At 61.6% G+C, this 14177-nt stretch carries 14 protein-coding genes; 8 read left to right on the top strand and 6 right to left on the bottom strand.

Annotated features, from left to right (window positions below; all coding sequences use genetic code 11):
• Nucleotides 1-41 precede the first annotated feature (41 nt).
• The 7 genes from ACFQ6Y_RS02330 (at nt 42) to ACFQ6Y_RS02300 (ending at nt 5907) form a co-directional block, all read left to right on the top strand.
• Complete coding sequence (locus ACFQ6Y_RS02330; protein WP_378531105.1) at nt 42-650, top strand: redoxin domain-containing protein; 609 nt, start codon at nt 42-44, stop codon at nt 648-650.
• A gap of 75 nt (nt 651-725) precedes the next feature.
• Entirely contained in the window at nt 726-1397 is a 672-nt protein-coding gene (locus tag ACFQ6Y_RS02325) for a methylamine dehydrogenase light chain (RefSeq protein ID WP_029256402.1), read from the top strand.
• Entirely contained in the window at nt 1394-2713 is a 1320-nt protein-coding gene (locus tag ACFQ6Y_RS02320) for a hypothetical protein (RefSeq protein WP_378628491.1), read from the top strand. Before ACFQ6Y_RS02325 ends, ACFQ6Y_RS02320 begins: the two co-directional genes overlap by 4 nt.
• On the top strand, nt 2710-4299 hold the full coding sequence (locus ACFQ6Y_RS02315; protein WP_378628488.1) for a multicopper oxidase family protein: 1590 nt from the start codon (nt 2710-2712) through the stop codon (nt 4297-4299). The genes ACFQ6Y_RS02320 and ACFQ6Y_RS02315 overlap by 4 nt, the downstream gene beginning before the upstream one ends.
• 27 nt (nt 4300-4326) lie before the next feature.
• Nucleotides 4327-4674, top strand: a complete 348-nt coding sequence (locus ACFQ6Y_RS02310; protein ID WP_378531099.1) for a plastocyanin/azurin family copper-binding protein — start codon at nt 4327-4329, stop codon at nt 4672-4674.
• Entirely contained in the window at nt 4674-4997 is a 324-nt protein-coding gene (locus tag ACFQ6Y_RS02305) for a biphenyl 2,3-dioxygenase (protein WP_378542181.1), read from the top strand. The genes ACFQ6Y_RS02310 and ACFQ6Y_RS02305 overlap by 1 nt, the downstream gene beginning before the upstream one ends.
• 73 nt (nt 4998-5070) lie before the next feature.
• Complete coding sequence (locus ACFQ6Y_RS02300) at nt 5071-5907, top strand: methylamine utilization protein (protein WP_378628485.1); 837 nt, start codon at nt 5071-5073, stop codon at nt 5905-5907.
• A 95-nt stretch (nt 5908-6002) separates the two neighbouring features.
• Here the strand turns inward: ACFQ6Y_RS02300 and ACFQ6Y_RS02295 are convergent, their stop codons facing one another.
• The 6 genes from ACFQ6Y_RS02295 to ACFQ6Y_RS02270 all read right to left on the bottom strand — a co-directional run bounded on the left by ACFQ6Y_RS02295 (nt 6003) and on the right by ACFQ6Y_RS02270 (nt 13183).
• Nucleotides 6003-6692: a vancomycin high temperature exclusion protein gene (locus ACFQ6Y_RS02295; RefSeq protein ID WP_378628483.1), complete on the bottom strand. Its 690-nt coding sequence runs from the start codon at nt 6690-6692 to the stop codon at nt 6003-6005.
• A gap of 25 nt (nt 6693-6717) precedes the next feature.
• Entirely contained in the window at nt 6718-8451 is a 1734-nt protein-coding gene (locus ACFQ6Y_RS02290; RefSeq protein ID WP_378628480.1) for an ABC transporter ATP-binding protein, read from the bottom strand.
• Nucleotides 8448-10169 (bottom strand): ABC transporter ATP-binding protein, encoded by a 1722-nt coding sequence (locus ACFQ6Y_RS02285; RefSeq protein WP_378628478.1) that lies wholly within the window; start codon nt 10167-10169, stop codon nt 8448-8450. Before ACFQ6Y_RS02285 ends, ACFQ6Y_RS02290 begins: the two co-directional genes overlap by 4 nt.
• An 89-nt stretch (nt 10170-10258) precedes the next feature.
• Nucleotides 10259-10606 carry a plastocyanin/azurin family copper-binding protein gene (locus ACFQ6Y_RS02280; protein ID WP_378628475.1) on the bottom strand — a complete coding sequence of 116 codons (348 nt, stop codon included), beginning with the start codon at nt 10604-10606 and terminating at the stop codon, nt 10259-10261.
• A gap of 10 nt (nt 10607-10616) precedes the next feature.
• Complete coding sequence (locus ACFQ6Y_RS02275; RefSeq protein WP_378628473.1) at nt 10617-12164, bottom strand: multicopper oxidase family protein; 1548 nt, start codon at nt 12162-12164, stop codon at nt 10617-10619.
• Nucleotides 12161-13183, bottom strand: coding sequence for an ABC transporter substrate-binding protein (locus ACFQ6Y_RS02270; protein ID WP_378628471.1), 1023 nt, complete (start codon nt 13181-13183; stop codon nt 12161-12163). The genes ACFQ6Y_RS02275 and ACFQ6Y_RS02270 overlap by 4 nt, the downstream gene beginning before the upstream one ends.
• A gap of 145 nt (nt 13184-13328) precedes the next feature.
• Between ACFQ6Y_RS02270 and ACFQ6Y_RS02265 the strand changes: the two genes are divergently transcribed.
• The gene (locus ACFQ6Y_RS02265) at nt 13329-14060 is read left to right on the top strand and encodes a TetR/AcrR family transcriptional regulator (protein WP_378628469.1); all 732 of its coding nucleotides are present in this window, start codon (nt 13329-13331) and stop codon (nt 14058-14060) included.
• Nucleotides 14061-14177: the final 117 nt, after the last annotated feature.

The raw sequence follows: 14177 nt of genomic DNA, 5'->3' as shown, positions 1-14177 counted from the left end.
CACACCCACAGCCCCGAAAACTCGAAGGCAGGACTACTACGATGACCACTTTCCTACTCGTCGCGACCGTGATCCTGGTGATCGCCGTAGCCATACTGTTCTTGATGGTTCTTGCCCTGGCTCGTGAAATCGGCCGCGTACAAGTACGTCTCGGACCGCTCGGCGCCCGCATGATGGATACCGGGCCCAAGGTCGAACAAGTCGGCCCGTCGTTTGCCGGTCTGATCGACCAGGAGGGACGAACCGTCGGAGTCGGCGGTCACCGCGACAAGCCGCAACTCCTGCTGTTCACCGCACCGAGCTGCTCGACGTGCAAGAGTCTACTTCCCGGCGTAAGGGCAATGGCCCGAGCTGAATCCGATCTCGATGTGGTGATCATCTCCGACGGAACACCCGAAGAGCACCGTGAGTTTCTGGCCGGCAGCGGGATCGGTTCCGAGCTCAGCTACATCGACGCCCGAGACGTCGGCATCGCGTACCAGGTGGGTACAACTCCCTACGGAGTGATTCTCGACGAGCACGGCAAGATCCGAGGAAAGGGCCTGTGCAATCACATGGCTCAAGTGGAGAGCCTGCTCAATGCGCTCGAATCCGGTACCCCCTCACTCCAGCACCTTCATGCCCAGGCGAAATCCGGCAGCGCGGCCTGATCTTCCTGCACAGTTCGATCCTCTTCACGAATCAGGAGAAAATCGTTGGACGACAATGAATTCCCACAGCACAACATGACGGAGAATCGATATCCCGTCGACGAGGCGACAGTTCAGGCCCAGGCCGAATGGATGGCGGGCCAGGGCGGCTCGCTCACCAGCCGAACGGGGCGCAAACTCTCCGAACGAGTTTCGCGGCGCTCGATGATCAGTCGGATCGGCAAGTGGACCATGGGTGTGTCAGGGGTGGCACTGATCAGCACGCTTCCCGTGACTCGCAGCGCCTTCGCCCAGGAGCCCGAAGTTCCTGCGCCGGCGCCCGGGCCGGAGCCTCTTGTCCCCGTCTACGACGGCAAGGATCCAGCCGAGTGCGAGTACTGGCGCTGGTGCAACATGGACGGAACGTCCTGTGCCGCATGCAACGGCGGCGGTGTCACCACCTGCGCCCCCGGCAGCAAGCCCGGCGCAGAGTTCTGGGTCGGATGCTGCACCAACCCTGATACCGGCAAAACCTATCTGATCGCCTACTACGACTGCTGCGGTGCGCCTTCGTGTTCCAACGCATTCTGCGGCGAACCGGACATGCAGGCCGTGATGTACAATCCGGTCTCCGGAAGCTACGACCAGGAAATCATCTGGTGTGTCTCCGACGAGTCTCAGGCATACACCTGCACGATGGCGCCCATCATCGGTGAGGACTGCCAGACTCGACCGGCCGAGCGCCCCAAGGTCGGTGCCGGATCATGAGCAGTCCGCGAACCCGAAAACTGGCGCGACCCGCCGTTGCCGTCATCCCACTCACCGTCGTACTCGCGCTGGCGGGATGCAGTTCGTCCGACGACGACAAACCCTCCAACGCAGGCGATGTCACCTATCCGACAGTTCCGTTCACCGCCCCGGGCGAGGGGATCTCACTCGGGCACGACGACCAGGAAATCGGCGATACCATTCCCGAACCACTGCACGTCGGTTCGATCACGCCGATCGCAGCTGACCGCCTACTGGGCGTCGAGGGTGGATTCGGCCAGCTCGAGCTCAGTGTCAATGTGATCGATCCGAAAACCGGTGTGGCCGAAAGTCGAATTACCGTCGGTCCGGGAATCTGGGATCCGGTCATTCACGGATTTATCGGGGATTCCGCCGAAGACCCTGCGGTTCTCGCGGCGGAGGTGTGGCGTCCCAGAGGTTCCCGCGGCGCAGCAGATTTCACGGTCAGCACCTACTCGGGCAATCTGCTGGAACCCGCCGAGGTCATGCTTCCGGACGTCGCACGCGTACATTCCCGTCCCGGCTCCAATGCCGTGACCTCCGACGGCAAGTTCTTTGTCACCTGGGATGACGGGTTGTACGGCATCCGGGTGGTCGACCTCGAGAAGAAGGAAGCGACCGGTGCACTCCAGATAGTCGGCTGCGGTCCGTTCACGTGGATGGTCGATCACGAGCTGTACAGCGTATGTGAGGACACCCGGGAACTGCTGCACGTCACGATCGGTGACGACGGCGTCCCGAAGGAAACCGCCCGAAGCAAGGTCCTACCCGAAGATTTCGTCTCCACACGCAAGGTCACCTGGGCATCGGAAGCACAAAAAGCATTGCTGGTCAGCGAGAACGGAGATGTCTACGTTTTCGACTTCTCCAACGGACTGCCTCAGGAAGTTGTCAAGCCGATCGGGAACGCCGGGCAGGATTCCGGTCGATTCTCGGAGAACATCATCAACGCCGACGCAACCCGACTCGCAATCGCATACACGGACACGGCCATTCATCCGGACTCCGCTCGCGGAGGCTCACTGGTCAAGATCGACTTGTCCGACGCGGCGAACTACGCACCGGTGAAAAGTCTGACGCTGGCAGACCTCGGCCTGACGGACATCAAGAGCATGACCTTCTCCGTCGACGGCGCCACGTTCTACGTGCTGGGCACGGGGCCGGAAATCGAAGGTTCTGCACCGCAGAAGATCGTGGGCTACAACGCGAGCACCGGCGAGCAGGTCAGTTCTGTCGATGTCTCGGGCAACGTCGGCGATGTCAGTGGGTTGATCACACCAGAAGTGCTCCGATGAGTCGTCCCGGATCCGGTGTGGTGATGGGCCGGCGCCGTTTCCTGAGTTTGGGAGCACTCGGCGCCGGAGCACTCGGGCTCGGCGCAATGGGGACGATTGCCGGATGCAGTTCCACTGCAGCAACTCCGACGCCCACAGCCGATCTCGACTACATCCTGCCCACCGACCCCGAAGTTGCTGCAGCCGAATCGGCGCGAGCCTGGAACGGAACCACCGCTGCGTTTGCCCTTGCCGCCGGATTCTCGACGGTAGATCTTGGCGGACGCCTCGTGGACACGTGGACGTACGGAGGCGCTGCGGTGGCGCCGGACCTTCGACTGAAGTCCGGAGACCGTGTCAGTGCGACCGTCCAGAACGGTCTCGACGCCGAAACAACACTGCACTGGCACGGAATTCGGATCCGCAACGACATGGACGGCGCTGCACCCACCACGCAGGCCCCCATCGGCGTCGGGTCGAGTTTCGACTACAACTTCATCGCACCGGATCCGGGAACGTACTGGTACCACTCGCACAGCGGATTACAAGCCGATCGGGGGCTATTCGGCGCCATGATCGTCGAGGACCCGAACGACATCACCGGAGCCGACGCCGATGCCGTCCTGGTGCTCGACGACTGGCTCGACGGATTGGGTACCACCCCGGATTCCGTCCTGATGGCCCTGAACCCGGCAATTTCGGGCGGGCATGGCGGACACGGCGGTGGGGCAACAACTCCGGCAGAACACTCTGAAGCCGACATGTCCGTCGCGCAACAGTTGGTGAGCGGCGGACACGGTTCTTCCGAGGCACTCGGCGGAATGACTCAACACATCGCGTATCCACTGCACTTGATCAATGGGCGACCACCCAATGATCCTGCTGTCATCACTGCAGCGCCTGGTTCGACCCTTCGACTACGAATCATCAACGCGGCAGCCGAAACTCCGTACCGGTTTGCCGTGGCCGGACACGAGATGACGATTGTCGCCACCGACGGCTACGACGTGGTGCCAACTCCTGCCGACACCATCATCGTCGGCATGGCCCAACGCTACGACGTACTGGTGACGGTGAAGTCGGGAACGTGGCCGGTGGTCGCGAAGGTCGAGGGTCGAGACGGTTACGCATCGACCGTCCTGCGGAGCACTGACGCCTTGGCTCTCGCGAATCCGGATGTGGGCGGCAACCTCTCGGAACTGGCCGGCAGGCTGGTACCCGAAAGCGCGCTACGACCAGCGGAATCCGTACGTCTCCAGACGAGGTCACCCGACCGCGATTACCACATCGAATTGATCCAAGCCGGAGATCGTTACGTCTGGGGCATGGCGGGTGCCGATGCGGGCAAACTCGTCATGAAACAGGGCGAACGGGTTCGCATCACGATGAAGAACACCTCCACGATGTGGCACCCCATGCATACCCACGGCCACACGTTTGCGGTACCGGACTACGGCGGACTTCGCCGCGACACCGTCAACGTCCTACCAGGTGCCGAGCTTGCCATCGAGTTCGACGCCGACAATCCCGGCGAGTGGATGTTCCACTGCCACAACGCCTACCACTTCGAAGCCGGCATGACGGCAAATCTGCGTTACGTCCGCTGACAAGTTGAAGAATGGAGAGAACCCCTCATGAAGAAACTCGTTCCCGCTTTCCTCGCCGCGTGCGCTGCCTTGAGCCTCACCGCCTGCAGTAGTGATGCAGGTGCGTCGTCGGACGAACCTGCCGTCGTGATCGAGGTGAAGAACATGGCGTACACACCGGCATCGGTCACCATCGAGAAAGGACAGACCGTCGAATGGAAGTTCGACGACAGCGGACTCCCCCACGATGTGGTCGGCAACGGTGAACTCGACGGGAAACTGAAGAGCGACTTGCTCACCGAGGGGACCTTCTCCTACACGTTCGACGACGCCGGAACTTTCACCTACCACTGCACGCCCCACCCGATGATGGTGGGCACCGTGATCGTTCAATAGTGAGGAGGTGGATCGCCGGCTTCGGCCTCGCCGTCGCCGCAACGTGTGTTCCAGCATGCGGCACAAAAGATCCCGTCCCCGACGTGGTGGTCGAGATCAGCAATGTTCAGTTCAGTCCGATGGACGTCACAGTAGAGCGTGGTGGCACCGTCGAGTGGCGCTTCGACGACGGTGGACTCCTGCATCACGTCGAGTCGCCCGGCCTGTTCGACAGCGGCATCACCGGGGACGGCGCATACCGGCACACGTTCGAGAGCGCCGGCGTCTACGAATACTCGTGCTCCGTACACCCGTACATGATCGGAGTCATCACAGTGCTGTGACTCTGGCTCAACCTTTTTCGCTGTGAGATTGGCTCACTACTTTCATTGAACCACACACATTTTGGAGGATCTGATGACTACCGTTCTCTCACACGGCCCGCTCCAGACCGATGTCCCCGACATCCGGCCGACCCTTCAAGGCTCGGTAGGGACCGCAACTCGTGCCAGCCTCATCGCGGCGGGTGCTGCCGCGGGTGCCGGTATTGCACTCGTGGCTGCACCTTCTGCAACAACAGCTTTGACCACTGCCGTTGTCGGAGCGGGGCTGGTCACCTCGCTGGCCGCCAACTGGTCGACCTGCGGCATGTCCGTTGCCGGAGTTGTTGCCGCTCCGAAGCAAGCTGACCGAAAGGGATCCTCGACTCCGGTACGCCGACTCGGCTGGCACGCACTGGGTTCCGTCACGACAGGAGCCGTCACCGGCGCACTGATCGGCGCGATCGGAGCGGCGGTGTCCGGCTACGTCCCGGTCGGCTGGGCGCTAGGCGTCTGGGCCCTCGTCGCGGTTGCGTACGGGCTGCACGAGTTGGGTGCAGTCAAGATGCCGACGCCGATGCGGCGCCAACAGCTTCCGCGTCATCTGCGCCGCAGCATGGCGCCGTGGAAGGTCTCGCTGATCTTCGGTGCGATCATCGGTCCGGGATTTCTGATCTTCATCCGGTCGAGTGCGTACTACATTCTCACACTCGGCGTCATTGCCTCGGGTTCGCCGGTACTTGGTGCGGCGCTGTTTACAGTCGTTTCACTTGGCCGCTGTATGCCCAGCCTCGCGGCAATCGTGCACACCAAGCGCGGTGGTTCGATGCCGGGATTCCTCTCGATCATGTGCGTCGTGGACCGTCGAGTGCAGAGCGTCACCGGCGCTGCGCTGATAGCGCTGGGAGCATTTGCCGCAGCAGCACTGATCTGACTGTCGACCTAGCACCCCGTCCATCGAGTGAACACACGCTCCAACTCCCCGGAGCGTGTGTTCGCTCGACACAAACTGTGCGCGCTCTCAGCGCGTCAGGACACCGAGAGTGCTGTCTGGACCGAATCCTCCGACGGCGACGTCACCTTTGCGTCCCGCCCCCACAGCATGTCGAGCGCCGCCTTGGGTTTGGCGAGAGCCCACTCGCGAGCGGCGTTCTTGATCAGCGTCGGAGTTGCGCACCCGCAATCGCTGTTCACACCGTCAGCGTCGATGCCGACGTCTCGGCACAACGCCACAGCACGGGGCACGTGGTACCCCTGGGTGGCGATCAACGCCTTGGTGACACCATACGTACGTATGGCTCGAAAGCAGGTGTCATAAGTATCGAGGCCGTACGGATCCCCTACGATGCGACGCTCATCGATTCCCTGCTCCACCAGGTAGTTCGTCATCGCCGCGATCTCGTCACCCGAGCCGCCGTTCGCGTCGCCGGAGACCAGGACCGCTCTTGCCTTCCCCGCCTCCACCAGCTCGACGGCTGCGTCCAGCCGTCCTTTCAGGAACGCCATCGGCTTGCCGTCCTTGATCTGCGCGCCCAGCACGATTACCACCGGAGCCTCGGGAGCTTCCGCTGCGTCCGACGTGTGGCCGGCCGACGCGACGGAAATCCAGACGATCGAGCCCGCGTAGACAACCGCTCCGAGCACGGCGATACCCGCGACCCAACGAGGCCACCTGCGCTTCCGCGGCGGTTTCACTGGATCTGCAGCGGCTTCGTCCATTCGTCGATCAAACCACACGGTTTCTTCACCGCTTAGGTGCTCGGTCGATCCTCCATCCCTCCGCGCCACTGCGCTCGGCCCACAGATCCGAGTACTTTCCACCACGCGCGATCAGGTCTTCGTGGGTACCAACCTCCTCGACCCCACCGTCTTCGAGGTAGACGATGTGATCTGCTCCCTGAATGGTCGACAGGCGATGAGCGATCACCACGACGGTTCGACCACGAGCCAAGCAGTGAATCGCCTCGGTGATCGCGACTTCGTTCTCTCCGTCGAGGGCAGAAGTTGCTTCGTCGAGGAGAACGATCGGAGTGTCTTTGAGGAATGCCCGCGCAATCGAGACCCGCTGACGTTCACCACCGGACAGCAGTGATCCCCCTTCACCCACCCTTGTCTCTTCACCGCTCGGCAGACGATCGATCACTTCGCCGAGTCGGGAATCGCTCACCGCTTGGCGGACCTCCGACTCCGTGGCATCCGGTCTCGCCAACCGAACGTTTTCCAGAATGGTTCCGTCGAACAGGTAAACCTGCTGCGAGACAGTCGATATCCGCGTCATCAGCGCACGCGTTCCGATCTCGCGAACATCCGCTCCCCCGATCGATACCGTTCCTTCGTCGACATCCCAGAATCTCGAGATCAGCCGAACCAGCGTGGTCTTTCCGGAACCGGAAGGGCCGACCAAAGCGGTGACCGAACTTTCCGGGAACTCGAGACTGAGGTCGCGGATCACGGAGACGGACCCGTAGCCGAAGGAGACCGAATCGAACCGAATATCGTACGACGTGGGCTCTTTCGATACCTCGGGCTCCGCCAGCACCGGGACGCCGATCATCTCTCGGACGGATCCGAGCGACACCCGAGCCAGTGAGATCCCTTCGCCAAACCCTGCGAGCATCTGCATCGGCTCCACGAACCTCACGGCCAACACGAGAACAACTATCACGCTTGCGGTGTCGATGGACCCGGTGGTGACCAGCAGTGCCGCCAGAGCCAGCACGGTGAGAAAGGCAACCTGAATGACGATCATGAACCGCAGCAGATACTTGTCGACCGAACCGATTTCCTGCAGGTGCGCATCCCGATTGGACACAAGAGCGTCGTCCAGCCGATTCCAGCCTTCGTCGCTCTTTCCGGCCGAGCGTAGAACTTGCTGTGCCTGTGCATATTCGACGACGCGCGATGCCAACTCGGATTCGCTCTTGCCAATCGTCTCGTATTCGGGCACAACCGCCCGCTGCACATTGCGGTAAGCCCGAATTCCCAGTGGAACAAACACGACCATCGCGAGGGACAGTCGCCAGTCCACGAACAAGACAGCGATCGCCACGGTCGCGGGAGTCACGGTGACAGTGACGAGTTGCGCGATGATCATCCCCGGGATGCTCATCAAGATCGCCGTGCCCTCGGTGACCAGGCGAGTGAACGCTCCACGGTTTGCCTTGCTGAACCACCCGAGCGGAACCTGCACCAAGTGCTCACCGAGGCGATGCATGATTCCACCGGCAAAACCCTCGATTCCGATGCGGTACGCCCGATTCTCGGCGATCCACCGTAGGGCGCCACAGGCCACCGCCACGAGAGCAGCCGTGACAACCCACGGCACTGCGGCGTCGTAATCGCCGCGAACCACCGCTTTCAGTATCGGAATCATCAGTGCAAAGACGACACCCTCGAGTATCCCGGCGAGCGTGAAACCCGCTATCTGACCTCGCATCCCATTGTCGCGCCCGAGGATTTCGTCCAGGTCTCGAATCATTGCAGCGCCTTTCGCGGAGATATGTCTTCGACGAGGGGGTTCTGGAGCGCCCACATCCGCGCGTAGGTTCCGCCGAGTGCCGACAACTGTTCGTGCGTACCCTTTTCCACGATCCGTCCGGCGTCGAGAACGAGTATCTGATCTGCATATCGGACGGTGTGCAGTCGATGAGCGATCACCATCAGGGTGCCGCCGTCTGCGCTGATCTCGCCCAGGGCGCGTTGAACAGCCGATTCACTGTGGGGATCGGCCTGCGAAGTCGCCTCGTCCAGGATGACGATCGGCGGGTTCTGAAGGATGGCGCGTGCGATCGTCAGGCGTTGCTTCTCCCCACCCGACAGCTCACCGCCCGAACCACCACCGATCTCTGTGTCATACCCGTCCGGCAGTCGCATGATCACGTCGTGAATCTGCGCCCGCCTCGCCGCTGTCTCCACTTCCAAATCCGTTGCATCTGGTCTGCCGAGCCGAATGTTCTCGCGCACGGTGTCCCGCAAGAGCACAACATCCTGGAAGACGATAGCCATCGATTTCAAGACTTCACGACTGGACTGATCTCGTAAATCGCTTCCACCGAGGCGAATAGATCCATCCGTCACGTCCCAGAACCGCGGAAGCAGACGCGCCAACGTGGTCTTTCCGGAGCCGGACGGTCCGACTATCGCGGTGACGGTGCCCGGTTGCATCTCGAAGGAGATGTTCTCGAGGACGCGCGTTCCAGTGGTGTATTCAAATCCGACGCAATCGAATTCAACCAAGGTACCGCGAGCCGAGACCGGCTCCCGGGGTTCAGCCAGCTCTTCTTCGCCGAGAATGCTCTCGACGTGGGTCGCTCCGAGTTGGCCTTCGCGGTAGAGGTTGGCCATCGTTCCCAGGTGGAGAACCGAAGATGGAACGCCTATTCCGACGACGAGAAAAGCCACCAGAGCTACCGGGGTAACCCAACCCCCGGAGAGCAGTGCGATCCCCGACCCCGTGATAACCACGATGAGTACCGCCGGCGAGAGAAGGATCGACATCGCGACCACCGGTCTTCCCATCCCCGACATCCATCGCACGCACACCGCGACCATCGAATCGACTGCGCTCGAGTAGCGCGCGAACGCTCGACTCCCATTCCCGTAGGTCTTGACGACCTCGATACCGTCACCCAGTTCGACTGTTGCAGAGGTCAATGTCGACATGGCGCGATTCCACGAGTCGACGTTCGTTCGATACGCTCTGCGCATCGACGGCGCGGCAAGAGCGAGACACACTCCGATGTAACCCACCAGGACCAGGCTGAACTTCCAGTCGATCGCCACCAGATAGACCAGAGCCACTAGCGGCGACAGGATGGCAGGCACCACGTCGGCGGGAAGATGGGCGACGAGGAGATGCATCCGTTTGACGTCGTCGGTCATCGCTTGCTTCACTTCGCCGGTTCCGCCGTTTGCGAACCAGCCCAGAGGAACTCGAGACAGATGCCGAGCGATACGCGAGCGGATCGAGTACTTGAAATGCGCGTCGGCAGTGTGACACACCGTCAGGGCCGCGTTGTAGACGACAAAACCGAGAATTGTGCCCGCTGCGCCGATCGCGGCCCACCACCAGACCAGATTCAACGACGCGTCGGTCAGAAGCACTCGCGCGATCTCGACCACCGCTACGTAGGGCAGGAAACGCAGCGGCACCGACAGCGCCGACAAACCAGCCCCCAGGAGGAGTCGATTTCTCACGGGCGCGATCATCCTGCCCAAAGCGTCTCGGTCGACGAGACCAGTAGAATCTTTCGAGGCTGCAGCCTCATTCACTTTCATTGCGCCACTCACTCTTCGACGATGATCGTGCCGGTCATGTTCGGATGTGGTGTGCACGTGTACGTGAAGGTTCCCACTTTGTCGAAGGTCTGACTGTAGGTTCCACTTCCTTGCAGTTCACTCTTGGTCCCCAGTTCTGCGAACACGACATCGTGTGGCATACCCTGGTCCTCGAAAATCCACGTGACGGTCTGTCCTTTGTGTACCGTGACGGAGTCCGGTGTGTACGCAAGGTTCTTCACCGAGATCTCGACCGGCGCTTGCTCGGTAGATCCCGTCGAATCGTCACCGCACGACGTCAGTGTGAACACCGCTGCAACAGCGATCAATGTGGTCAACCCGGTGCGAACTGACATTGCACTCTCCTCATCGAACATAGTGGAGGTCGGCAGTCATCCCGGCCTCGAAGTGGTACGCGTTGTGACAGTGGAACATCCACCGTCCTGGATTGTCGGCGTCGAAGTCGATCGCCAATTGTGTACGCGGAAGCGAGATCACGGTGTCTCGGCGAAGCCCACCGTACGAGGGAACCGAGAAGGTGTGCCCGTGGGTGTGCATCGGGTGCCACATATCGGTGTTGTTGTTCATGACGATTCGTATCCGCTCGCCCTGCTTCATGATCAACCGACCTGCATCGGCGCCCGCCATGCCCCAGACATATCGATCGCCGGCCTGAATGAGATCCACCGAATACTCACGATCCGGCACCCGCTGTTCCCGTGCGCCTGACGGACGAAGCTCCGATTCCAGAACGAGTCGACCGCCGGAACCTGACAGCACTGCAGGAGAAGTCAGATCGACGCTCGTTACCGAATCCGGTGTCCGGAGCAGGCACGCGGCTCCACCTGGCTTCCCTTCCACCTTCGCGGCAATAGGCCACGAACCGGGCTGCACCGTCACCAACACGTCGTATCGCTGCGCGGGTGCGATCAGAATCTCGTCTCCGGCTGTGTAGGCAACGTCCTGCCCGTCAGCACTGACAACGGTCATCTCGTGCCCGGCGACCGAGAAACGGTACGGAGTCTCCGCCCCGGCATTGATCACCCGCAATCGAAGCCGAGTTCCGGCCGTCACACTGATGACAAAGGGATCTTCCACAGGCCGTCCGTTGATCAGGTGCAGTGGATACGTGATGTGCGTTGCCATTCCACCGAGCGCCTCGGAATTTCCGTGACCACTGGCGAGAAGTTCTGCGGCAGAATCAATCTCTGCACCATCGACTTCCGATGGAGTGCCGCCGTGCCCGTGGTGTCCTCCCTGCACGTCCGGTGACAATGCGCGAAGCACTGCCTCCGGGGTTGTTCCCAGCCCGTCGAGCCAGTCGTCGATCACGATGACAACGTCCTCGTCTGCGCCGGTCAGATCGTTCGGGTCCTCGACCACGAGCGCACCGAAGAGCCCTCGATCAGCCTGCAACCCTGAATGAGAGTGGTACCAGTAGGTTCCGTGGTCCGGGGCCACGAAGTCATAGGTGAATTCCTCGCCTGGTTGGATTCGTTCCTGGGTGATCGGCGGGACACCGTCCATGTCGTTGCGGATCGCAATGCCGTGCCAGTGAACCGAGGTCTCCGCCGGAAGATTGTTCTGCAACCGGACTTTGAGCCGGTCTCCCTTGGAGATTCGGATTTCCGGACCCACCGCTTCTGCGCCGTACGACCACGTGTCGACCTCTCTACCGCCCAGGCTCACCCGAGCCGGCGTAGATGTCAGGTTTCGTTCGACTGTATGTCCGCTACGAAAACGCAATTGCTCGGCAGCACGAACCTCGTCGTCGAACGGCGAAATCTCGGAACTGGTTTCGTTCGCCGAATCACGGCTGCACGCACTCAACGCCGCCGAACTGAGTGCCGCAGAGCCGAGCGTCAACGCTCCCCATTTCAGAGCCAGACGCCGACTCAACGCACTCGAACTCATGCTGTCAGCGCCGTGAAATCCTGATAGCGCTTCGCGGCAAGAGATTCGGTACCCGCACCAGCCAGATTGCCCGTAGCCATGGCATCCATGTCCTCGATCATCCAGAAGGTGGCGAAAGGATGAGTCGCGAGCCACATGTCTCCGTTGACTTTGGCCACTCGGTTCTCCTGCACCGCTGGAAGACTCGAGAATCCGGGAACACTGGCAACCTTGCCGAACTCGTACACGCCCTCGTCGAACACGGCCACGATCCGAGCGTCCTGCGCGGGAATTGCTTCGTCGGACAGGGGTGCATACGGCAGACCTCCAGCGGCGTTGGCTCGCTGGGATTCCGGACGCCCGAAGCCGCTCTCCGCCAACAACAACGACGGCGGTGCCTGTTCGGTGGTGGTGGCGAGAATTCCTGAACTGCTCATCAACACCGATACTGTGTTCGTTTCACCACCGGAGTGAGCAGAGACGTCAGCGATCTTGCTCTCCAAAGCGCCAGTCAACTTGTCGGCGACCGCCTGACGATCGAAAGCACGCCCGAAGAAGGCAAGATTCTCACGCCACGGAGTGGTGACGGCCGGGACCGGCACTGTGGGGACGGTCGATGCGAGGGAGTCGTAGTAGCTCCGATCACCCATCGACGTGAAGATGACCAGTCCCGGATCCTGGGCGAGGACCTGCTCGATCGGGGGTGCACCGAGCGGCGGCACTGTGACCACCTCGGTACCAGCTGACGCCAGGATGTCCTGGCCGATCTCCGATCCCCACGACGTGAAGACCACGTCGGGCGTAATACCGACGGCAAGGAGACCGAGTGCGGCGTATTCGTCGAGGGAAACAATTCGCCCGAGGTCGCCCGGAACCGACGTCTCACCGAATTCATGGGACACAACACGCGTTCCCTCGACAGGTTCCGTCGTCGGTCCGGCCTCACTCGAGCTACAGGCGGCCGCAGTCAGGGCAACGACACTGACCAGCAGCGAAGCACCCAGCCTTGATAGATAACCGGGTCGCGTTTTCAACTTCATGGTGTCCTTCAGCTTCGAAAAATCGGGGATTCGCACAAATCCGAGCACTGCTCGGATTTGGCAAGTAAACCTCACCTAAGTTCATCCGTCAATCGCTTGCGCCGACTACGCGACCCGATCCGACGCCGCTAAGCTCGGTCGGACCATGACTGCGCCATCACCTGACAAAAAGCCCGCCGCGAAATCACCGCGCCGCCGGAGTTACAACACCGGGATCACTGCGGACGCAGTGCTGTCCGTTGCGTTCGGGCTCAGTCGCGAGCACGGAGTCGAGGGCTGGTCGCTGCGGCAGCTTCTCGGCGAACTCGATACGTCGTTCTCCGTCGTCTATCGGCTCGTCGGAGATCGCGAAGCACTCTCGGCGGCGGTGGTCGACGGTGCGATGTCGGCCGTGAACGTGCCGTCCGCAGAAGAAGATTGGCGTCAATGGTTGACACATCTACTCTTGCAGATGCGAGAAGCGTTGATCGGGTGTCCGGGCGCGGCGCAGTGGCTGCTGATGAACGGAGTTGCCACCGAGCGCAGCCGGGTACTCATGGAGGCCGGATTGGCATCGCTGACAGACGCCGGGTTCGGAGCGGAAGCCGCCCAGGCCTATACCGTCGCCTTCACCTCGACAACCACGCTGATCGCCATGAACGACGCCAGGCGCATTCCCAGCGGTCAGCCTTCACCCGATCACGGCGCGATGCTGGAACGACTGAGCAACGACGGGCCCGCCGATCCCCGTTCATCGATGGAGACACTGATCGGGAAATTCGCGGGGCCACCGGATACTGCGGAAGCGACACGGGCAGAACACTATCGCTACACACTCGACCGTGTCCTCGACGGTCTCGAAGCGCGACTGGACGCAATCAAAGAGTCACAGAAATGACCGAGGGGTGGGGGGGGGGGGGAGGGCGCAGCCCCCCCCCCCGCCGGGCGGGGTGTGGGGGCGGCGGGAGGCGCCAGCGGGGGGCGAAAACGCTAGGTGGGGGGGGGGCGTGGTCCA

Source organism: Rhodococcus sp. NPDC056516, from assembly GCF_042794655.1.
In the GTDB taxonomy this organism is placed as follows: Bacteria; Actinomycetota; Actinomycetes; order Mycobacteriales; family Mycobacteriaceae; genus Rhodococcus_F.
Note: the sequence above shows the minus strand (reverse complement) of the source record. Positions and strands in the feature narration are given on the sequence as shown.

What these genes read in the sequence shown, in the direction of transcription:
- ACFQ6Y_RS02275 (WP_378628473.1), bottom strand. Translation starts at nt 12,164, where the DNA reads ATGAGTTCGAGTGCGTTGAGTCGGCGTCTGGCTCTGAAATGGGGAGCG.
- ACFQ6Y_RS02265 (WP_378628469.1), top strand. Translation starts at nt 13,329, where the DNA reads ATGACTGCGCCATCACCTGACAAAAAGCCCGCCGCGAAATCACCGCGC.
- ACFQ6Y_RS02290 (WP_378628480.1), bottom strand. Translation starts at nt 8,451, where the DNA reads ATGATTCGAGACCTGGACGAAATCCTCGGGCGCGACAATGGGATGCGA.
- ACFQ6Y_RS02270 (WP_378628471.1), bottom strand. Translation starts at nt 13,183, where the DNA reads ATGAAGTTGAAAACGCGACCCGGTTATCTATCAAGGCTGGGTGCTTCG.
- ACFQ6Y_RS02325 (WP_029256402.1), top strand. Translation starts at nt 726, where the DNA reads ATGACGGAGAATCGATATCCCGTCGACGAGGCGACAGTTCAGGCCCAG.
- ACFQ6Y_RS02315 (WP_378628488.1), top strand. Translation starts at nt 2,710, where the DNA reads ATGAGTCGTCCCGGATCCGGTGTGGTGATGGGCCGGCGCCGTTTCCTG.
- ACFQ6Y_RS02310 (WP_378531099.1), top strand. Translation starts at nt 4,327, where the DNA reads ATGAAGAAACTCGTTCCCGCTTTCCTCGCCGCGTGCGCTGCCTTGAGC.
- ACFQ6Y_RS02300 (WP_378628485.1), top strand. Translation starts at nt 5,071, where the DNA reads ATGACTACCGTTCTCTCACACGGCCCGCTCCAGACCGATGTCCCCGAC.
- ACFQ6Y_RS02280 (WP_378628475.1), bottom strand. Translation starts at nt 10,606, where the DNA reads ATGTCAGTTCGCACCGGGTTGACCACATTGATCGCTGTTGCAGCGGTG.
- ACFQ6Y_RS02320 (WP_378628491.1), top strand. Translation starts at nt 1,394, where the DNA reads ATGAGCAGTCCGCGAACCCGAAAACTGGCGCGACCCGCCGTTGCCGTC.
- ACFQ6Y_RS02330 (WP_378531105.1), top strand. Translation starts at nt 42, where the DNA reads ATGACCACTTTCCTACTCGTCGCGACCGTGATCCTGGTGATCGCCGTA.
- ACFQ6Y_RS02295 (WP_378628483.1), bottom strand. Translation starts at nt 6,692, where the DNA reads ATGGACGAAGCCGCTGCAGATCCAGTGAAACCGCCGCGGAAGCGCAGG.